Annotated in this window: 20 protein-coding genes; 5 read left to right on the top strand and 15 right to left on the bottom strand. The window is 59.7% G+C overall.

The window, feature by feature from the left end:
- Positions 1-11 precede the first annotated feature (11 nt).
- The 5 genes from YUA_RS0118545 to YUA_RS0118525 form a co-directional block, all read right to left on the bottom strand.
- Entirely contained in the window at positions 12-728 is a 717-nt protein-coding gene (locus YUA_RS0118545; RefSeq protein ID WP_027532048.1) for an ABC transporter ATP-binding protein, read from the bottom strand.
- Positions 721-1,476, bottom strand: a complete 756-nt coding sequence (locus tag YUA_RS0118540) for an ABC transporter ATP-binding protein (protein WP_027532047.1) — start codon at positions 1,474-1,476, stop codon at positions 721-723. The genes YUA_RS0118545 and YUA_RS0118540 overlap by 8 nt, the downstream gene beginning before the upstream one ends.
- Complete coding sequence (locus YUA_RS0118535) at positions 1,473-2,501, bottom strand: branched-chain amino acid ABC transporter permease (RefSeq protein WP_027532046.1); 1,029 nt, start codon at positions 2,499-2,501, stop codon at positions 1,473-1,475. Before YUA_RS0118535 ends, YUA_RS0118540 begins: the two co-directional genes overlap by 4 nt.
- An 8-nt stretch (positions 2,502-2,509) precedes the next feature.
- On the bottom strand, positions 2,510-3,379 hold the full coding sequence (locus YUA_RS0118530; protein ID WP_027532045.1) for a branched-chain amino acid ABC transporter permease: 870 nt from the start codon (positions 3,377-3,379) through the stop codon (positions 2,510-2,512).
- Positions 3,380-3,451: 72 nt separating this feature from the next.
- Complete coding sequence (locus YUA_RS0118525) at positions 3,452-4,630, bottom strand: ABC transporter substrate-binding protein (protein ID WP_027532044.1); 1,179 nt, start codon at positions 4,628-4,630, stop codon at positions 3,452-3,454.
- Between the two features lie 530 nt (positions 4,631-5,160).
- Here YUA_RS0118525 and YUA_RS0118520 point away from each other — a divergent pair.
- A complete protein-coding gene (locus YUA_RS0118520) occupies positions 5,161-5,442 on the top strand; it encodes a hypothetical protein (RefSeq protein ID WP_027532043.1) in 282 nt (93 codons plus the stop codon).
- Between the two features lie 94 nt (positions 5,443-5,536).
- Here the strand turns inward: YUA_RS0118520 and YUA_RS48380 are convergent, their stop codons facing one another.
- A complete protein-coding gene (locus YUA_RS48380; protein WP_245285197.1) occupies positions 5,537-5,977 on the bottom strand; it encodes a class I SAM-dependent methyltransferase in 441 nt (146 codons plus the stop codon).
- The gene (locus YUA_RS0118510) at positions 5,971-6,198 is read right to left on the bottom strand and encodes a hypothetical protein (protein WP_027532041.1); all 228 of its coding nucleotides are present in this window, start codon (positions 6,196-6,198) and stop codon (positions 5,971-5,973) included. Before YUA_RS0118510 ends, YUA_RS48380 begins: the two co-directional genes overlap by 7 nt.
- 497 nt (positions 6,199-6,695) lie before the next feature.
- On the opposite strand from YUA_RS0118510, the gene YUA_RS0118500 reads away from it, so the two are divergent.
- Positions 6,696-7,550 (top strand): NAD(P)-dependent oxidoreductase, encoded by an 855-nt coding sequence (locus YUA_RS0118500; RefSeq protein WP_245285193.1) that lies wholly within the window; start codon positions 6,696-6,698, stop codon positions 7,548-7,550.
- Between the two features lie 37 nt (positions 7,551-7,587).
- On the opposite strand, the gene YUA_RS44390 is transcribed toward YUA_RS0118500, so the two are convergent.
- From YUA_RS44390 to YUA_RS44380, 3 genes are all read right to left on the bottom strand, one after another.
- Positions 7,588-8,160, bottom strand: a complete 573-nt coding sequence (locus tag YUA_RS44390) for a sugar transferase (RefSeq protein WP_035971242.1) — start codon at positions 8,158-8,160, stop codon at positions 7,588-7,590.
- Positions 8,161-8,167: 7 nt separating this feature from the next.
- Complete coding sequence (locus tag YUA_RS44385; protein ID WP_035971241.1) at positions 8,168-9,097, bottom strand: NAD-dependent epimerase/dehydratase family protein; 930 nt, start codon at positions 9,095-9,097, stop codon at positions 8,168-8,170.
- Positions 9,098-9,574: 477 nt separating this feature from the next.
- Positions 9,575-10,948 carry a glycosyltransferase gene (locus tag YUA_RS44380; protein ID WP_156947167.1) on the bottom strand — a complete coding sequence of 458 codons (1,374 nt, stop codon included), beginning with the start codon at positions 10,946-10,948 and terminating at the stop codon, positions 9,575-9,577.
- Between the two features lie 104 nt (positions 10,949-11,052).
- Here YUA_RS44380 and YUA_RS0118480 point away from each other — a divergent pair, with 104 nt between their 5' ends.
- The 3 genes from YUA_RS0118480 to YUA_RS0118470 all read left to right on the top strand — a co-directional run bounded on the left by YUA_RS0118480 (position 11,053) and on the right by YUA_RS0118470 (position 14,843).
- On the top strand, positions 11,053-11,994 hold the full coding sequence (locus YUA_RS0118480) for a glycosyltransferase (RefSeq protein ID WP_027532038.1): 942 nt from the start codon (positions 11,053-11,055) through the stop codon (positions 11,992-11,994).
- A 98-nt stretch (positions 11,995-12,092) separates the two neighbouring features.
- Positions 12,093-13,385 carry a hypothetical protein gene (locus YUA_RS0118475; protein WP_027532037.1) on the top strand — a complete coding sequence of 431 codons (1,293 nt, stop codon included), beginning with the start codon at positions 12,093-12,095 and terminating at the stop codon, positions 13,383-13,385.
- 66 nt (positions 13,386-13,451) lie between these two features.
- The gene (locus tag YUA_RS0118470) at positions 13,452-14,843 is read left to right on the top strand and encodes a lipopolysaccharide biosynthesis protein (protein WP_156947166.1); all 1,392 of its coding nucleotides are present in this window, start codon (positions 13,452-13,454) and stop codon (positions 14,841-14,843) included.
- Positions 14,844-15,167: 324 nt separating this feature from the next.
- Here YUA_RS0118470 and YUA_RS0118465 read toward each other — a convergent pair whose 3' ends face one another.
- From YUA_RS0118465 to YUA_RS0118445, 5 genes are all read right to left on the bottom strand, one after another.
- Complete coding sequence (locus YUA_RS0118465) at positions 15,168-16,019, bottom strand: TylF/MycF/NovP-related O-methyltransferase (RefSeq protein ID WP_027532035.1); 852 nt, start codon at positions 16,017-16,019, stop codon at positions 15,168-15,170.
- Positions 16,003-16,836 (bottom strand): 2OG-Fe(II) oxygenase, encoded by an 834-nt coding sequence (locus tag YUA_RS44375; protein WP_035971263.1) that lies wholly within the window; start codon positions 16,834-16,836, stop codon positions 16,003-16,005. The genes YUA_RS0118465 and YUA_RS44375 overlap by 17 nt, the downstream gene beginning before the upstream one ends.
- Positions 16,837-16,991: 155 nt before the next feature.
- Positions 16,992-18,227 (bottom strand): glycosyltransferase family 4 protein, encoded by a 1,236-nt coding sequence (locus YUA_RS44370; RefSeq protein WP_035971240.1) that lies wholly within the window; start codon positions 18,225-18,227, stop codon positions 16,992-16,994.
- Between the two features lie 62 nt (positions 18,228-18,289).
- Positions 18,290-19,429, bottom strand: coding sequence for a non-hydrolyzing UDP-N-acetylglucosamine 2-epimerase (gene wecB / locus YUA_RS0118450; RefSeq protein ID WP_035971261.1), 1,140 nt, complete (start codon positions 19,427-19,429; stop codon positions 18,290-18,292).
- Between the two features lie 103 nt (positions 19,430-19,532).
- A complete protein-coding gene (locus YUA_RS0118445) occupies positions 19,533-20,567 on the bottom strand; it encodes a polysaccharide biosynthesis protein (RefSeq protein ID WP_027532033.1) in 1,035 nt (344 codons plus the stop codon).
- Positions 20,568-20,650: the final 83 nt, after the last annotated feature.

The following is a 20,650-nucleotide window of genomic DNA, read 5'->3' as shown; positions in this document are numbered from 1 at the left end:
CCGAGGATTTTTTAGTGGGCCGCCGCCCCTGCAACGCCGAGGTGGCGCTCCAGGACCGACGGGTCGGCCTTCAGCGCGGCGCTCGGGGCGTCGTGGACGATCGTCCCGCGCTCCAATATCACAACGCGGTCGGCAAGCCCGAGAATCTTTTGGGCATTCTGCTCGACGATGATCGAGCAGATGCCGCCGGCCCGGGTGATGGTCCCGATCGCCTTCAGAAGCTCCTCGACGATGATCGGGGCCAGGCCCTCGGTGGGCTCGTCCAGCAGCAGGACCTTCGGGTTGAGGGTCAGCGCGCGGCCGATCGCCAGCATCTGCTGCTCGCCGCCGGAGAGTTGGTTGCCAAAATTGCTCCGCCGCTCTTTCAGCCGCGGGAACATCCCGTAGACCTTCTCGACGGTCCAGGGACCGGGCAGCGCCACCGCGCTCATGTTCTCCTCCACTGTCAGCGAGCGGAAGATGTTGCGCTCCTGCGGCACCCAGCCAATGCCGGCGCGCGCCCGCTGGTCCGGCCGCATGGTCGTGACGTCGGTGCCGCCGAGGGTGACGTTGCCGGAGAAGCGGCGGGTGACGCCGACGATGGAATTGATCAGCGTGGTCTTGCCGGTGCCGTTGCGCCCGAGCAGTGCCAATACCTGCCCCTCGGCAAGGCGCAGCGACATGTTGGGCAGCACCACGGCCTCGCCATAGCCGGCGCGCAGGGACTCGATCGCGAGCAGGTCAGACATTGACCGCCTCTTCGCCGAGATAGACCGCCTTCACCTGGGGATCACGCGCGACCTGGTCGGGCGGGCCTTCGGTCAGCAGCGCGCCGGAGACCAGCACCGAGATGCGGTCGGCAAAGGAGAACACGAGATCCATGTCGTGCTCGATCAGCAGCACGGTGACGTCGCGCGGCAGGCTACCGACGACGGCGAGAATGTCGTGGCGCTCGCTCTCCGGCACGCCGGCGGCGGGCTCGTCGAGCAGCAGCACCCGCGGCTTGGCGGCGATCGCAACCGCGATCTCGAGCAGGCGCTGCTTGCCGTAAGGTAGCGTCACGGTCTGTTCGTTCATGACATCGAGCAGATGGAAGCGCGTCAGGAGATCGGCGATCTCGTCGTTGACGTCGTTGCGGGTGCCCATTCGTCGCCACCAGTCGCCGCCATGGCCGAGGCGCTCGGAGACGGCCAGGCCAATGGTTTCAAGCGGGGTCAGATCAGGATAGAGCTGGTTGATCTGGAAGGTGCGCGACAGACCGCGCAGAACGCGCTTGTGCACGGGCAGATCGGTGATGTCCTGGCCTTCGAGCAGGATGCGGCCCGAGTTCGGCTTGAGCACGCCGGTGAGCTGGTTGATGACAGTGGTCTTGCCCGCGCCGTTCGGGCCGATCAGCGCATGGCGGGCGCCCTGCTCGATCTTGAGCGACAGGTCGCGGGTGACGCGCAGGCCACCAAACGTCTTTTCGAGATTCCGGGTTTCGAGCGCGATGGTCATGCGTCGCTCTCCGGCACGGCGACGACGGCCTTGCGTCCCGCCACCTGCTTGATGACCAGATTGGGCACATACAGCGCCCAGCGATGCAGGCGCTGGCGGCCGACCAGCACGATCACGACCAGCACGAGGCCGATCCAGAACTGCCAATATTGCGGGGTGATGGTCGAGAACACTTCCTGCAGCATGCGGAAGATCACCGCGCCGATCAGCCCGCCATAGAGATAACCGGTGCCCCCGATCACGAGCACCAGCATCAGATCGGCGGAGCGATCGAAGGCGAACACGTCGAGCGAAGCGATCGCTGTGGTCTGGGTGAACAGCGCACCGGCAATGCCGGCATAGAACGCCGCGAGCGTGTAGATCGCGATCAGGCGGCGGTTGACGGGGATGCCGATGGCAGCAGCGCGCAGCGGATTGTTCTTGATCGCGCGCAACGACAGGCCGAACGGCGAGTGCACGATGCGGCGGGCGAGAAGGAACAGCACGAACAGAACGGCCAGCGAATAGAAGAAGCCGGCTTTGCCGAACATGTCGAACGGGATCTCGCCAAGGATCGGCTGCATCTCGATGCCCTGCAGGCCATCAGTGCCCCCGGTGATGTTGGAGAAGCGCTCGGCGAGTGCCTCCAGCAGCAGCGCGATGCCGAGCGTGACCATCAGCCGGGTCAGATCGACGCCGCGGATCACCAGGAAGCTGGTGGCAAAGCCGAGCACCATCGCGGCGAGGCCCGCCGCGATCAGCGCCAGCACCGGCTCGTTGATGATGCCGTGCAGCGCCAGCAATCCCGCGGCATAGGCGCCGACGCCGAAGAAGGCGGCATGGCCGAGCGAGACAATGCCGGCATAGCCGAGGATGAGATCGAGCGACATCGCAAACAGCGCCAGCCGCAGGATGTCGGTCATGATCAGATAGCGCGTGGGAAACAGAAAGCCGCAGGCGAGCACGACGAGCCAGAAGGCGGCCTCGCCATAGTGCCAGCGCGCCTGCCGCTGGGCGTGATAACCGACGTCGGAAGAAGCGCTCATCGGCAAACTCAACGCGCGGCCGTGCGGCCGAACAGGCCGTTCGGACGCCAGATCAGGATCACGATCATCATGGTGTAGATCACGAAGGGTCCCATCTTCGGCACGTAGTATTTGCCGGCGACGTCGCCGATGCCGAGCAGGAGCGAGGCCAAAAATGGTCCGGTGATCGAGGACGAGCCGCCGACGGTGACCACGATCAGGAAGTAGATCATGAACTTCAGCGGGAAATATGGATCGAGGCCGAGGATCTCGGCGCTCAGCGCACCACCGAGACCGGCAAGCCCGCATCCAAAAGCAAAGGTGAAGGCGAACACCTGCGGCACGTTGATGCCGAGGCCGCTCGCGGCGCGGGGATCATCGACGGCGGCGCGCAGGCGGCTGCCGAAGCGGGTCTTGGCCAGCACCATCTGGAGACCGATGGTGAGCAGGCCGCAGATCACGATGATCATCAGCCGGTAGCGGCCGATGCCGACGCCGAACAGGTCGAACTGGCCCTGCAGCGCGTCCGGCAGGTTGATGAAGACCCGCGACGATCCCTGGATGTAGTCGACGGCCGCGACCGACATGAACGTCAGTCCGATCGTGAACAGCACCTGGTCGAGATGACTGCGCGTGTAGAGGTGGCGGTACAGCGTGCGCTCGAGGGCGATTCCGATCGCAGCCGCGGAGACAAAGGCGAGCGGCAGCGCCGCGAAGAACGGCCACCCCATCCTGTTGACCAGCACCATACAAACATAGCCTCCCGCCATGGCGAAGGCGCCGTGGGCGAGGTTGACGAAGTTCATCAGGCCGAGCGTAACCGCGAGCCCGCAGGCGAGCACGAACAGCAGCATGCCGTAGGCAACGCCATCGAACAGGTTGGTGAGGATTGAGGTCATCGTCTCAGCTTGGAATTAGTCGTCACGGCCGGAGCGCGCCAAGCGCGCTCCGGGTTGACCTGCCTGCGCGCGTCACTTCTTGGTCTTGCCGAGATCCTTGACGGCCTCGAAGGTCGCGAACTCGACGTTGTAGAGCTCGCCGTCGGCCTTCTCGACCTTGCGGATGTAGACGTTCTGGACGATGTCGCGCGTCTCCGGATCGATCGATATCGGACCGCGCGGGCTCTCCCACTTCTGACCTTTCATGGCTTCGACCAGCTTGGTGCCGTCGGTGTCGCCATTGGTCTTCTTCAACGCCTCGTAGATCAGGTGGATGCCGTCATAGCCGCTCACCGCCATGAAGCCGGGACGCGTGCCGAACGCCTTCTTGTAGGCGGCGACGAAATCCTTGTTCATCTGCGAGGGATGCGCCGCTGAATAGATGTGCGCGGTCACAGTTCCGAGCACGGCGTCGCCCATGTTGTTGAGCAGGTCGTCGTCGGTGACGTCGCCGGGTCCGATGACCTTGATGCCGGCCTTGTCGAGGCCGCGCTCGGCATACTGCTTCATGAAGTTGCCGCCCTGGCCCGCCGGAACGAACACGAAGATCGCGTCGGGCTTGGCATCCTTCATGCGCTGCAGGAACGGCGCGAAGTCGGGGTTGGCGAGCGGCGTCTTGACCTCTTCGACCACCTCACCGCCGCCAGCCGTAAAGTGCTCCTTGAAGAAGTTGAGCGCGTCATTGCCCGGCGCGTAGTCCGAGGTGAGCGTCGCCACCTTCTTGATGCCGTTTTTCACCGCCCAGTCGCCGATGATGGTCGAGGACTGCGCGAGCGTGAAGCTGGTGCGCACGATATAGGGCGAGCGCTCGGTGATGATCGAAGTGCCGGCCGCCATCACGACTTCAGGAATCTTGGCCTGCGTCGCCAGCGGCGCGGCCGCGAGCGCCGCCGGCGTCACGCCGAAGCCGCCGATGAAATTGACCTTGTCGTTGACGATCAGCTCCTGCGCGGCGGTCTTGGTTTTGTCCGGAATCGCCGCGTCGTCCTTGAGGATGATCTCGATCTTCTTGCCGGCGACGGTGTCGCCCTTCTGCTGCATGTAGAGCTTGATCGCGTTCTCGATCTGCTTGCCGGTCGAAGCCTGGCCGCCGGTCATCGGCAGGATCAGGCCGACTTTGACGGTATCTTCCGCCTTGGCCGGTGCGACGGCCGCGAGGCCGGCGATGGCGGCAAGCGCGGCCGCCCGAGAAAACTGTTTGCGTTCGAACATCAGATGTCCCTCCCCTTCATTCCTGACCTCTTGTGCGCCAGACCGAGTGCCCGATCCTTGCCTCACCTTAACCCACGCGCGAGCGATGTCGCGCGCAACATGGCGTCTTTCGCGCCCTCATTGTCAATCGGACGTTCGGCGACCATTCGGCGCAAGCCGCGTGTCCCCATGACCAAGCGTGGAGAGCGAAGTCGCGGTTACGCCGGGGTAACCCGAGCGCTCCGAGCTAGGCCGCTTCCATTTGTACGATTGTACAAATAAGATGGACCTGTCAACGAAAAAGCCCGGTTGCCGACCAAGCCAGATTGTCGCGAGCCGATGGCCGCAGTCTAGAAATGCGACCCATCGGGGGATGGAGGATTTCGCCTTTCATTTGCAGAATTTGAATATCGGCAAATGAGGCGCTGATGTAATTCGGTATTTTGGTACCTACCTCGAATAAGCCAATTTTACCTTGTTGAAGGCTACCGTTCCTGACCCGCTGGCTATCCGGCGTCTGACCAGCCCCATTTCGATCCAGGCCCCGTACGATGTCCAAGCGTTTCCATTCTCTCCTGCTCCTCGTCGGGCTTGCCGCGGGCCTGTCCGGCTGCGGCACCGTCAACGAGAAGCTGTCGACCGGCATGGGCGACTATGTCCCGCAATGGGCCGGCGGCCTGCCTGCGGACGCGCCGCCGCGGGCGGGCACCCCGGAATACGATGCCTGGATGAAGGAGCGCCAACGCCTGCGCCAGATCCCGGCCGCCGACCGGCCAAAGGAAGGGGCCGCGCAGCCGACCGGGGCGACCCCGACCTCGGGCGCAATTCGCTAGAGGCGGGTTCTAGTCACGCGCCACCGGCTGCACCGATGCAGCTCGGTTGCCGCAACCTCATGACCCCTCACGGGGGTGCGCGGCTTCTCGAAATTTATCGAGCTTCTTGAACGCCACTATACTGAAAGATCGCGCAGCACCCGGAGACGCCCGCAAAGGAAAAGCGATCGTCGTCAACTATTCGGTCGAGCACGGCTTGGTAAACGCCATAGACGTGTCGCCGATCCGCATTCCCGGGATCGAGGAAATCATGAAACATGACGAAACCGCCATCGACCAGCAGTTTTCTGGCGAGCTCTGCGGCGTCGATTGTAGCCTGATATCCGTGCCAGTGGTCGATGAAGATGAAGCCGTATTTCTTCCCCTGTACGGCAACTTCGTTCATGCGCCGCGTCGCATCCGAGATAGTGAATGTCACGCTCTCGCTGCCCGGGCGTCCCGCTAAATTCCGCTCGGCTTCAACACTGTTTTCGCGATCCAGTTCGATCGTCTCGATGAAGCCGTAGCCCCGATCGTGAAGTGCCTGTGCTAGAATCGAGGTTGACAGTCCTTTGTTGGTGCCAGCCTCCAGAATATCTCCGGGAGCTCGGAACGCCGCTCATAAAGCTTCAGCGCATCGCCGCGTCGTAAATAACCGGTGATGCCAAGTTCGATCAGGAAGTCGACGCCCTGATGACCGAGCGGCGCAGCGGCAAGGTGCCGGTGGGACGCGTTGATGATATCGCCGCTGTAGTCGGTAAAACTGAGATGGTCCAACGGACGCCACCGGCCTGCATAGGTTGCCCCTGACGAAACGAGACGCTCCTAGTACGTGTGGCTCTTCGCGATCCACGCGTCATAGTTCGGAGGGAACAGCTTCATCCTGACGACATCCAGCATATTCGACAAAGCCACTGCCACCCCCTAGCTTGTTGCGATCTCATCTCACGACGATGGGATGATAGAGTAACGCCCGCAATTCTACAATGTTGCCGCACCCTCTACGAATTGAAGCTCGAGCAGTTGCGCGGTGGAAAAGAGCGCGGCCGGCGTCAATGACGTTATCCCGGCATTATTGGCAGCCAGTTGGCGGACGGCCCGCCGCGCCATGGCAACGTAGTCAAATACAAGACTCGCGAGCGTCAGCCGCTTGATTCCGACAGCGGAAGAGGTGAAGCTAGAAACGCTTCACTGGACTATATTCCTTGGGCGTGCGAATCTGGATCGTTCAACAAGTGCCTCCAGAAATGAGCTCAGCGGACACAAGAAGATGCTTGGTTGTTGGCGCCACTGGGTTGGTCGGCGGTCATATTCTGCGGCTGCTGCTGCAGAGTGGACAACGGCCGCTCGCCCTTTCCAGATCACGCAAGAGCGCTGCAAACGTCGACTGGTTTTGCGGTGACTTGGCAAAGCCTGAGACTCTAAACTTCCCGGCGTTCACGACCCTCTACTGCACTGCCGATGCCATTCTGCTGGCGGACGCGCTTCCCCATATCTTCAATCCTTCGCTGAAGCGGATCGTCGTATTCAGTTCCACCAGTGTCATGACCAAGCGAGACAGTGAGGTCGCTGAAGAGCGGGAGTTGTTGGAAAGGCTCGCCGAGGCTGAAGACAAGATCGTGCTGGCTTGCAAGCGCAACGATGTCGAATGGACGATCTTGCGTCCGACATTGATCTACGATCCCGGTCGCGACACAAACATTACGCCGCTCTCGCGCCTCATCCGACGATTTGGCTTCATGCCGTTGGTCGGCGGCGGCTCGGGCCTCCGACAGCCAGTGCATGCCGAAGACCTGGCCAGCGGAGCCATCGCAGCGGCATCAACCGCTTCCGCTGCGAACAAGTTCTATTCTCTCCCCGGCGGTGAGACGCTGACCTATCGTGACATGATCGGCAGGATTTTTGAAGGAATGGGGGTACCCCAACGAACCATTTCGATTCCCGCTTCCCTCTGGAAGGCCGCCTTCGTTTTCGCGAAACCACTCTTTCCAGGTGCGAACGTGGCGATGGGTACTCGCATGACGAAAGATATGATTTTCGATTCGAAACCTGCGTCACAGGATTTCGGTTGGAAGCCCCGGACCTTTCACCCCTTGTTTGATCGATCGCCCATCAAGAAACCGTCTTGATGGTTACTTGACCGCAGGGTCCGTCTGCCCGGTGTGGCTAGCCGGTGGGCTTGTCCCGAACGACACGATCGACTCCAACGCCATGCCCGCGAAGGGTCGACCAGATCAGATTCAGATCTCCGGCAAAGCTTTGGCTGCGGATATATTCGGCATCCACTTCCGCCAGGCGCTTGGGGTCCGACATATCGATATCCCGGCTTTGCGCAAGGCCCGTAATACCAGGCAGGACCGTCAGGACTCCTAATCGCTTGCGCGCCTCAACCAGTGCCGCCTGGGACGGCAAGCACGGCCGAGGTCCGACAAGGCTCATATCGCCAACCAGCACGTTGTACAGCTGCGGGATTTCGTCGACCTTGAAACGCCGAAGGTACTCACCGAGCGCGGTGACCGACGACGCCTCGACCTGGTGTGTAGGAACATTTGCAGTTCCCGCACGCATCGTCCGGAACTTGTAACAGGTAAATGGATGCCCGCCCTTTCCGACGCGAACCTGCGCGAAGATCGCTGCACCCGGGCTCTGAAGCCGAATGGCGATCGCGATGACGAGGAGGACCGGCCAAGAAATCAAAAGAAACAGCGCGCAGGCTGCGAAATCGAACGCCCGCTTCATCGATCAATCACTCCAACGATCCAGACGGCGGCTCGACTATGGCACGGAGGCCCGCCTTGGTCTCAACTCGAGGAGACCATCCAGCCTTCTGCAGGCAAGCCGAGCTTGCAACGAGCTCCCGCCCGATTCGATCCCAAAGCGACCGGCGCCCTGTTGCAATCACCATCGCTTTGAGCGCCTGCGGCGGTATCGAAATAAGTCCAGGCGAACGTCCCATTCCTTCTCTTAGCGTGGAGAAGATTTCGGCGATAGTGATCGGTTCCGGATCGGAAACGATGAAGGTCTGGTCTAGCGTGGCGGATCCACTGAGACAGAACAAGACTGCTTCTGACAGATTCCGAATTGATAGAAGAGAGCGTCGATTACGGAAGGCCCCAAAGGGTAGCGGAATGGGTAGCGCCGCAATACGTACGATCAAGGCGATATTGGCCTTGGCTCCCGGGCCGTAGACGATCACGGGCCTGAGAATTGTATACGGCACGCCAGAGCGCTTAATTTCCTCTTCTGCCTCAAGCTTTGCTCGATCGTAAGCCGTGGCCGGGCACGCCTTGTCATTTTCCGTAACGACGCTATCTGCCGCCGAGCCCGCCTGGGCACCAATGGACGACATGAAAATCAAACGTTTGACCGTGTGATGGCGACAGGCCTCTGCCAAGCCTTTTGTCGCAACACGATTGGCTCGCGTGTAGTTGCCGCTATCGACGCGGCTGCGGTGGGCGATTGCGGCCAAATGCACGACGATGTCGATGCCCTCGAGGAGCGGATGCCAGTCCACTTGGGTTTCGAGATCGGGCAATTTCACCCATTCCAGATTGTTCCCCGCTCTGCCCGGCTTGCGCGAAGCCGCCCTGACATGATGTCCGGCGGACGACAAGGCGGAACAAACCGCCCCACCAATGAAGCCTGAAGAGCCGGTAACCAATATTCGAAATAGCATCCTATTGTCCCGCCCCGCTCACACCACTTCCGTCGAATGTCTTAAACCGGATACGCAATTCACGGTAAAGGTCCGATACGATCGCGCGCCCGAACCATTCTGATGAGGCGTTGGCTGGATTGGTAGCGGCCCGGCGCCATTGGCGGGTCCGTCTGCAGTCCTGCCTCGAATCAGCCCAAGCATCATCGGCCGGGCGTTTCAAAGCCCAGAGTCCCGGTTCGCGCCCAGAATCGCCGAAATATGTTCCATCGTCATGAACCTGACCGCCAGTCCGGCGCTGGTCCCCAAGATGGTTGCCCAACGATCGGAACGCCGGCCTTACCACCCTGGAACGACGATCACCCGACGAGGAGTTCCCCGCTCGGCCAGGGCGATCATCCCGGCCAACCTGCCTTCCACATAATTCTACAGGGTAGAACGCCCCTGCGGCGCGCCGCATTGCGCCGGAGTTCACGAGAGAGCGGGCATGGTGGTCGATCATCCTCCTCCAATCCTCGCGGCGGCAAAAAGCAATTTACGGTTCTGCTCGATGCTTTGCGAATCCTGCAAGACAAGTTCAGCATATCGTGTGCACGCAGCTCTCGCCGCGGACTGTTCGGCCAACGTCCAATGCGCCGCCTCATCTATGCAAGTCGCGATAGAGCTCGGGTCCGGCGCAATTGCCCATCCCGCGCCCGCCTCGCGCAGATCGTTCCACGGGGTCTGATCGCTGGTGAGCACGGGGAGCCCGACGCTCATTGCCTCGAAAATGACGTGCCCGTAGTTCTCGCCTAAAGTCGGAAACAAGAACAGGTCATAGCAAGCAAAGACCGATGCGATGTCCTGGTGCGCAACTTCACCGCGATAGGCGACGCTGACATGTGGCGGCAGCTCGTCGATGAGCTTTTGGCATTCCACCCAATAGGACTCGTCCTCCTTGGGCCCATAGATATCGAAGACTACGTGCGCCTTCACGAGACCGATCGCTCGCAATGCACCGGTCAGATTCTTTTTAGGCGATATGCGGGACAAGAAACAAAGGCGAAACGGACGACCACTCTCACGTGGCCTCCATGCCGAAGCTGCATTTGCAGGCGGCGCGGTCGCCAGATCAGATCCAACTGCGATCGAAGACGAACCGATCGACATAGCTCGGGAAATATCGTCGGCCTCGATTGCGGTCGAAGCATGCCACATGACATCCCGAGTCAATCCAGATATTGAGGCGCCCTTGATATACGCCAATTTCCTCAGGCTCTTTAGTGTTAGGGCTCCAAGCGAGAACTCTCCACGCGGCGCAAGAAGCAACGGTATCCGTGGAATAAGACCTACTCGCCGAGCGATCAGGACGCGCAAGCTAAAGATCGGATCGAAAAAGCTGTTGAGGTAAATGCAGTCAGGTCGAACCTCGTCGATCAGGGCGCAGATCGCTCGGATGGAAATGGATCCGGGTGCAAAATATCGAACCTCGGCCTTGCCGATTTTGATCCAGGCATTCCTATCAATCTCCGGATACGGTTCGGCGTCCCCCAAGTCGCGATCAGTTGTACCGATGAAAAATCTGATCTCGTCACCGAGCGCTTCCGCCATGTTCGCCAGCGACCTGATCGGACCGCCCGCTTTGAAGCCCGGCAGATAGTGCCTGTTAAATGCCAAGACTTTCATGATGATCTGGTTCGCGCGCTGGAAGTGAACGATACTGTCGCGGCAATATCGACATTTGGCAATGTCAAGCGCTGAGTATTCCCTTCCAAAAGGAACGCGGCGGCGAATCCAGGCGAATGTGTCAGTCGCACGACGGAGATCATCGCCGGCCAGTTGACCGCAACCACGGCGGCAGCGAAGCAGACGCCCCAAGGCCGAAAGTCGCAAGACGGAGCTCAATGATTTACTGGGAATTGCGCCAGATAGCCAGCCTGTAGTAATCACGGATCGCCGGCAACTCTCGGGTGTAGCAGGGATAGAGTTGGAGATATATGTTGACGGAACTGCCCCTGATAAGCTTGGTGACGCCCACCTACAACCGCGCCAAATATCTGCCGGAGACGGTGAATTCGGTACTCAACCAAAGCTATCCCAATATCGAATTCATCGTCGTCGACGATGGCTCAACGGACTCGACTGGAGAGTATCTGGCGACGCTTCCTCCGAGGGTCAAAGTCTTGCGGCAATCGAACGCCGGACAAGTCGCAGCGCTGACGGCAGGCTGGGACGCATCAAGCGGAACATATCTCGGTTACCTGAGCGACGACGACATCCTGCTCCCGGACGCGGTCGCCACCCTGGTCAAGCATCTGGACGCGGAACCTGAGGCGGTCGCAACATTCCCAAACACGAATCTGATCGATCAGAACGGCAGGGTCGTCAGGGAGCGCGGGGGCCGGCCGTTTTCCCTGGCGGAGCTCGTGATCGAACAAGAGTGCTACATTGGCCCGGGCGCCATATTTCGTCGGAACGTATATGACGCGGTCGGCGGATGGGACCCTCACTGCAAGCTCGGACCAGATCGCGAATTCTGGATGCGGGTGGGATGTCTTGGCCGCATTGATTTCAATCCGGAAGTGCTGGCGCTCTATCGGATCCATTCCGGATCTCTTTCAATCAGCGGAATCGTGTCGGACAAGCTGGTCGATGAGTTCATCTACGTCGCGGACAAGTTCTTCGACGGCCCGTTTTGTCCCAGCACGCTGCGGGCCAGCAAGAACCTCGCGGTCGCCAACGCCAACCTCGTTGCCGCTCGCGGACATCTGCGCAACGGTAATTTGCCCCGGTTCGTCCGGTCGATCACGACCGCCTACAGACGCGATCCTGCAAGCCTCAACCTGAAGGCGATGTGGAGACTGGTTCGCGCGGTGATCCCGCCTCAGCTGAAGCAACCGATCGCACGCCTGGTTGGACGCTTTCGACGCAGCAACTGATGCGGTCATGATTCTCATCGTCACAGGGCTCTGCGCACATGGTTCCTAAGACTCCCGGGCGTCTCAGCGCCCTTCGGCTGACGGGCGCGCCAGTCGCCATGACGACCTATCTTGCATTGACCGTGCTGGCCTTTCGGTTCGGCCCGTGGCCCTGGCCGGTGCAACATCCGGAATACCTCTACCTCTACCTCACGGCGGCTATCGCCTTGTTCTTCATTGGGGCGATTGGCGGCGCCTTCGCATCCCTGTCCTGGCGATCGCACATCGCAACTCATCGCGAAACTGCGACGATCAAATTTGCAATTCTGTTCATGGTTCTCAGCGTGCTGATCTTGTCGGTAGCGCGAACCGACTCGCTCCTTCCACCGGTCTCGCTTCAACTATCGCGCGCGAACTACAACTACGATATCTTCGTTGCGAGGAATTTCACGCGAGGATGGTGGACCTATTTCGAGTACGCGTTCGCCTTGCTCAGCCCGCTGTTCTTTCTGGCGCTGACCGGAGCAATTCAGCATTGGCCCCGGCTGGGCTGGCCCTACAGGATTGCGTACGTCTTCGCCTGTGTCACTTTTCTGTTGGTCTACACTTACATCGGCGTTAATCGCGGTCTGTTCCAATTGGCAGTGCTGCTGCCCCTGACCCTCGGGCTATACTACATCTTTTCAGGACGAACCTCACGCCGCAGGATCTGGATCTTGATCTCTTCTGCGATAGTCGGAATCGCATTGTTCTTGTGGATCTTCGTTTTCTTCATTTCGTTCCGCGATCCGGCCTCTAACGTAGGCCACTTCACGCCGTTGAACCTCGACGCGCAGAGATCCGGAGCGATGTATGAAATCCTTCCGCCAGCGCTGTATCCGGGCTACGAAACGATCACGCGATATCTCGGCGTCGGTTACTATGGACTTTCCCTCGCGCTGGTAGAAACCGACTATGGACTGGGTTGGGGGCTCACCAACTCCCTGGTCATCCTGAGGAAGGCCAAGGCCCTCCTCGGAGACGACTGGTACTTCCATACACTTCTGCCGATTATCGAAAAGAAATACGACTGGAGTTTCTGGTCAACCTGGCATTCCGCGTTCGCGTGGTTCATCTCGGATTTCGGTGTGTCCGGATCATTGATCCTCGTCCTCATGATTGGCGCCCTTTACGGTCTGGTATGGCGCAATCTCATGATGACAGGATCCGTCGTTGCGCTGGCAATGTTCTACCTGCTGAACACGATGGTCTTCTATTTTCCGGCCAACAATCAGCTGTTTCAATCGGCCGACACGCTTGTCGGCTTCCTGGTTCTGTTCCTGATCTTCGTTGCCGGCTTCTTCCGGCCAAATCTCGCGAGAACATCGCCCTCAACGTCTGCCTCTACCAACCTTTCCAAGGATCAGCCTTAGCCAGCCTTCGCGCCAAGTCAGAGAAAGACGTCGACAGCATGGGTAATCGATCATAGAGATGCGTCCGTGACCTTCCTACGCAAACGCCCGGCGGACGGACCTTCGAGCGGCGGAAATGCAGGCCGGTCCGGCGGTACGGCCTTCGCCGGCAAAGTGCTCCAACTCGTGACCGGCGTCGGAATTGGCCTGCTGCTTCCGCTGGCTCTGAGTCTGCACGACGTCGGCGTGTTCTTTTTCGTCCAAGCTATCGTCAGCGTGAGTGTTTTCCTCGCTCAATTGGGGCTGCCCGTGACGATCCCCGGGATCGTCTCACATGCGATGGCGGTTGGAGACACGGGGCGAGCGCGGACCATCGCCATCGTAACGATGAAGATGTCCCTCATTTCCGGCCTGGCTCTCGGATGCCTGGTTGGAATTTGCGCATTCGCCTTCGGCCCGGCTGCGCACCCATTGAGCCCGCATATCCGGAATCTTGTTCCGCTCATGATTCCGATGATTGCAACCGGAGCTCTGCTTGGCGTGCTGGCAGAAATCCATCGCGCACTCTACGGCATGGTGACTGCTTCGTTCCTGCCCGCCCTCCCAGGACTGATCGTCAACGCCTATCTCGTATTTGCGCTTGCGTTCAAAGCCCCCCTGTCCATCTCGTACCTTCTGGCCGCCAGCATGCTCGCAGCCATGGCCGGGATCGTGCTTGGACTGGCACAATTGGGACGAACGATGCGCACCTGGCAGCGGGTGCCGATCACACCTGCGCCGGCGTCGGGCATCCTCGCACAGAGCTGGCCAAATCTTGTAACGACCATGAGTTTCGTTGCCGTGTCCCAGCTGGACATCTGGATCGTGGGGCTCGGCGGCCACCCCGCTGACGTCGCGTGCTACGGATTGGCTTTGAGAATAGGGAGCCTGTTTGCGGTCCCGCTCACGATCGTATCGCTCACGATCCTGCCCCACATCGTGACCAACTGGGCACATCACCGCCGCTTGTATTTGCAATGGCTGCTAACTCTCTCGGCCACCGGCGCGACCTTCGCAGCACTTGTTGGATTTGCCCTGTTTGCTGGTTTCGGACGAAGTTTGATATTGACGATCTGGGGAGAGGCGTATTCGCGGGCCTTCGGCACTGCACTCATACTGGGGCTCGGCCAGGTCATGTTTTCGGCTGGCGGTGTTGCCGGTTACGTGCTCATTCTTCTGGGCAGGCAAAAGGTCGCAATGGTGAGCACGCTGATCGCCGCGGGCGCGACGGTGCTACTGGCTGTTTGGGCCATGTTCAATTTCGGAATTTTAGGCGTAGCAACGGTATATGCCGCAAGTTCGACCGCGCAAGCGCTCGCGAACGTCCTTCTCGTCAAGAATTTTTTTGGTCTCACTGCAAATGCAAGGCTGATAAACCCCTTGCGTGTCAGGCGACTACTGTCTCACACTCCGAAGGGTCTGCGAAACACGTTGCCGTAACGACGGTTTATTCAGCTTCGACGAAGGCCGCGCCAATCCGCCTCGGACGATTTTAGGTCAACATATGAGGCGCGGGATGCACTGCCGATGATCGGTCGATTGCCTCACCAGACTATTTTTGGTAGCCCAGCGCTGACGCAGTCCGGGACGCTCTTGACGGCGGTAACGCTGGTGCTGGGACTTTTGGGATGTATTTTCCGGTCGCGGTCTACCTGAAATATTCCTACAAGCCGCAGCCAGATCCGCATCGACCCTAAAGCCTTCGTCTTCGATCGGCCGATGACGAGCACAGCGCATGGCCGATCACAGCGCAATTCTCTTGGATTAGGTAAAACTCACGGCCGACAGCGTGCCAACGCCTTTTAAGGCGTAGCCTAGTGACGAGTACGCGGGTGAGATCGAAGGCAGGCCACAACCGGAACCGATATAGCCCGGCGGCTCGCAGTTGAGATTGGCTTGCCAGAACTCTCGATCAAACCAGATCTTGACGACCTCCATGTCACAGGAATCATCCGTGAAAACTATACTGCCATTGCGGAAGTGCGGCCACAGATAGCGGATGCAGTCCTGCATTGATGACAGTAGATCGACATCAAAAAATCCGAAAACCAGATCGCGGTCGAAACTCCTCAGCGACTCCGAATAGAAGCCCTGCACGAATTCGCAAACCGAGAGGTCGCCATAGGCAGCGATATTCTGCTTTACCTCCTCAAGCCGGCCCGCGAAATCTCCGACGTGATACGTCGTGGTCGCGCCGAGGTGCGGATAGCGATGCTGAGCGTCCGCCAAGTCGGCGGGCAGACCTTCGAACGAGTCGCAGACAATCAGCTTCCGGCCGACCTTTGCGCAGAGTAGCGACAATGCTGCCGTGCTGGCGCCTTTGTAGCACCCGCACTCGACGACATCGCCCTTCAATGAAGACGGAACATTCAGCAGAAATTCAGCCATCACCAGGTAGGACGGCCATTGCGTTGCCGACCGGACGTTCCGGTTGATAACCTTGAATCTGCGGAGCAGTTCGGACCGATCTGTTGCCGAGAGGCCGAAACTTGCACCAGCCCCGCCCGAAATAAACCGGCGCGCCAGACTGCCGTTGAGGGCAAAGTTGGTGATCCGATCATCGAACAGAGCGCGCTGGAAGATGGAGATTGCCGCCGACTTAACCAGCTCGCGCACGCGCCTTTATCCTTCTCACCGCCTTCGCCAAGATCGGCGGCGTGATGTCGCGGATCAGATCCTTGACTCCAACATAGCTGAATTCCTCACCTGGACGTTCCACAAATATCGTGTTGTGGAACTCAGGCAACTCCTCTTTGGGGCGCCCATTGGTATAGTAGTAGAGCGCGATCGATTTCCGGGTTTTATCCGGAGGACATGTCAGCGCGTCAGGGTGGCCGTGCCATGATCGCTCGGTCGTGGAGAAGATGACCATCCGGTTGGCGATCGGGAAGAATTTCTGGACGCACGCTGTCATCTTATTGTCGGCGTCGGAGTCCCAAAGCTCCAGTGCTCCACCCCACTGCTCTTCCCAGTGGTCGTTGAGATAGAGAATCACGTTGAGCCGACGGTCCAGCTTCCACTCCTGGTGAATGTTGTAATCGACGTGCATCTTGAGGTGACCACCCGTCATCGTTTGATGCATTCCGCCGCCGTGCAAGTGCGGATCCGGAATGATGCCATCGATGCCGGTCAGCCGCTCCAGAAACTTGACGAAGGTCGACGAATTGAGGGCGCCAATGACATCGCGCACGGCTGGCGGCATCGTCAGTTCGCTTGTGCTCTGCAATTTATCCTTTTGCGCAGGCGCCCGATATTTCAACCAGTTCGGGTCGCTAGGATTCGGGAACGCGGCGATGAGCCGGCGCAACACTTCGGGGCCGAAAAAATTGTCAAACGCGATATGCGGAAACGGCTTGGCGCTAGCGTACTCGCTAGCCCTACCCGCATAGACTTCCATCTTGTCTAGCGGAAGCTGTTCTTCCAACGACGGCATCCTGTTCTCCGCTTTCCCATTGCGGGAAGATACCCCCTCCGCAACCCTGCCGAGACTCAACCCAAAACGAGGTTCGGCGTCAAGTGCAATCCCCGAGGTCCAACTCTTGGACTCTAGTTCCTTCAGCGCGGATGAACCGACTCTCTTTTGTATCTTCACCGGCCGCGGGAGTCACCCGAATAGCGCAATTCGGACAACCAGCTTTCGATCTTGTCGATCTGCTTCTTGCGATCGAATTCGGACGTTGCAAGCTCGCGTCCGCGCGCTCCCATCGCGCGCCTCTCATCCGGCGTCAAACTCGCCAGCTGCACGACGGCATCGGCCAGTCCTTTCGCATCACCGGCGGGACACACCAGACCGGCTCCTGCCTGCTGGACCAGCGCCGCGCCCTCGCCGTTCATCATCGCGAGAACTGGAATACCAGCGGCCAAATAGGTCTGCAGCTTGGCGGGAATCGTCGAGGACAACACCGGGTCCGACTTCAATGAGACGAGCAATACATCGGCGCGGCGAAAAAATGACGGCATCCGCTCGACTGCAAACCGTCCAAGCATCAAAACCACGTCGCCAAGACCACGGCGGCTGATTTCGGAAGCGACCCAATCGGACATTCGGCCGTCGCCGACAAGGACCCAGCGGAAACCCGGACGGCCATGCAAATGTTCGGCGGCGCCGAGAATCGCCGGAAAGTCCTGCGCGTCGCCGATGTTGCCGGCGAACATCACCGTGAATTTGCCATCCGCCGGCGGGACCTCGGGCGCAGCTGCCTGATCGCGCGCTTCATAGATCAGTTCAGCCCAGTTGGGAAAATAGATGATGCGTTCCGGATGATCGCAATTGCCGGCAATCCGCGGAACAAAGCTGCGCGACTGCGCCAGGATCAGATCGCAGCGATTGTAGATGAACCGGACCAGACGGCCGATGAGCCCGAGCAACCGGGGAGATGTCACGACGCCGACGGCAGACAGCGTTTCAGGCCACAGGTCCTGCACCCAGAAGGCCATCGGCACCCGGCGCAGCCGACGTAGCAGGATCGCCGGAATGCCGACCGTGACCGGAGACGGCTCGAACACGAAGATGCAATCGAAGGGTGTCGATCGGAGCTTGGTCGGACCGAGAAGAGAAGCGGTCACGACGAAGCTCAGATAGTTCAGGAAGAGTCCGGGCCCGGCAGATCGAGCCAGCAGAGGAACGCGCAGGATCCGCGCGCCCTTGTACCGTGCGTACCGTTCGGGCGCAGCGTAGAAATCGGCAAATCCAGTGCGATTGGGGTAGCTGGGCGTCCCGGTCAGGATCGTGACCTCGTGACCTCGCGCGACGAGATCTTCCACGAGATCGTTGATCTTGAAATTTTCCGGCCAAAAGTACTGGCTGACGACAAGCAACCTCAAGGAACACCAATCCAGGCTAACTTACAGTGCGGACGACCTGCGGCGTCCGGCGCGATGTCTTTCTAGCGATTCGTTCTCCAGACAACCCTTTTGACGTAATCGGTATAGCTATGAATGATGCGAACGACCTTGTCGGACACATTGGGCGTCGCATAGTCGGATACGATTTGGAGAGCTCGATCGGCGCCGCGCTCTCGCGCATCGAGAATCGCAATCCCTTGCATGACGCGATCCACGTCGAGGCCGACCATCATCGCGGTTCCCTCCTCCATGCCTTCGGGCCGCTCGTGTGCCTCTCGAATGTTCAGCGCCGGGAGATCGAGAATCGACGCTTCCTCGGTGATGGTGCCGCTGTCCGAAAGTACGGCACGGGCTCCGATCTGCAGATTGACATAGTCGCTGAATCCAAGCGGTTTCAGCAGCTGGACTTCCGGCCGGAACGACATGCCCCTCGCGTCGATCCGCTTCTGGGTGCGCGGATGGGTCGAGACGATGACCGGCAGGTTGAACTGCGCGGCGACCGCATTGAGCATCTCCCGGAGCTTGGCGAAATTGATCTCGGAATCGACGTTCTCCTCCCGATGCGCGCTGACGACGAAATAGCGCCCGGTCTCCAGCCCGAGCCGCGCCCGTACGCCGGAAGCATCGATCTGCGGACGGTAGTGCTCCAACACCTCGAACATCGGGCTCCCGGTCTTGATGACGCGGTCGGGCGCCAATCCCTCGCGGAGCAGATAGTCGCGGGCGATGGTCGAATAAGTGAGGTTGATATCCGCGGTGTGATCGACGATCCGTCGATTGATCTCCTCCGGAACGCGATCGTCGAAGCTGCGATTACCCGCTTCCATGTGAAAGATTGGAATCCTGCGACGCTTGGCTGCGATCACCGCGAGGCTGCTGTTCGTGTCGCCGAGGATGAGCAGCGCTTCCGGGCCCCGCTCCGCCAGGACCCGGTCCGTTGCGATGATGACGTTGCCGATCGTCTCGGCCGCGGTCGCACCTGCGGCTCCGAGAAAAGCGTCCGGCTTCCGGATGCCAAGATCATCGAAGAAGATCTGATTCAGCTCGTAGTCGTAATTCTGTCCGGTATGGACCAGCGTATGATCGCAAAATTGATCGAGCTTGGCGATGACGCGCGACAGCCGGATGATCTCGGGTCTGGTGCCGATTACGGTAACGACTTTCAGCTTGCCAGCGGTCATGAACCCAACATCCTGCATCTCATACGTCGCACCATGCCGACCACCAATCCGTTACGAGCAGCGCCGGCGCGCCCGGCTCCGTCGGGCCTGCCACCCCGCTTCGTCATCCTTCGTTGACGGGGGTGCGGCCTGCAACGACTGTGCGGATGTAATCAAGGGTGTTGAGCAACTTGACCATGCCGGCGACATCGAGGCGTTCGGTATTGTGAGAATTGTAGTCCTCACTGATCGATATCTGCGTTTCGCCCTCTTCGTAGAATTTCGTGTAGTTCAGGTCGCGCAGATCAGGCGGCACACGGAAGTAGAGATCCAGATCCTGCGCGCTGGCGCGCTCCTCCCTGCTGAGCAGCGTTTCGTACAGCTTCTCTCCGTGACGGGTGCCGATAATCTGAATTGGGTGATCGGGACGGCCGAGAACCTTCACCATCGCCTTGGCAAGAACTTCGATCGTCGCAGCCGGCGCTTTCTGGACGAAGATGTCGCCGTTGTCGCCGTGCTCGAACGCGTAGAGCACGAGTTCCACTGCGTCGCCGAGCGACATCATGAAGCGCGTCATGTTCGGATCGGTGATGGTGATAGGCTTGCCGGCGAGGATCTGGTCGACGAACAACGGAATGACCGAGCCGCGCGAGGCCATGACGTTGCCGTAGCGCGTGCCGCAAATCAACGTCGATCGCGCATCGAGATTGCGCGACTTGGCGACCATGACCTTTTCCATCAGCGCCTTGGATATTCCCATCGCATTGATCGGGTACACGGCCTTGTCGGTCGAGAGGCAGACGATACGCCGGACGTTGGACGCAATCGCCGCTTCGAGCACATTTTCCGTTCCCACGACATTGGTCTTGACCGCCTCCATGGGATGGAACTCACAGGACGGAACCTGCTTCAGCGCGGCGGCATGGAAGACGAAATCAGCGCCGCGCATCGGGCCTAGAAGGCTCGAGTAGTCACGGACATCGCCAAGATAGAACTTGAGCTTGTCAGAATTGTAAAATTTGCGCTGATCGTCCTGTTTCTTCTCATCACGGCTGAAAATGCGAATTTCGCGAATTGCTGACGAGAGAAAGCGACGCAACACTGCGTTGCCAAAAGACCCGGTGCCACCCGTGATGAGCAAGCATTTGTCTTCGAACATTGACGTCCCTAAGCGATCTATCAAAATTGGCGGTGCTGCGAGCAGATCGCAGTCCAACTCGCCCCCGGCCTTCCGGAAACTGC

It is taken from the genome of Bradyrhizobium sp. WSM3983, from assembly GCF_000473045.1.
GTDB lineage: Bacteria > Pseudomonadota > Alphaproteobacteria > Rhizobiales > Xanthobacteraceae > Bradyrhizobium.
Note: the sequence above shows the minus strand (reverse complement) of the source record. Positions and strands in the feature narration are given on the sequence as shown.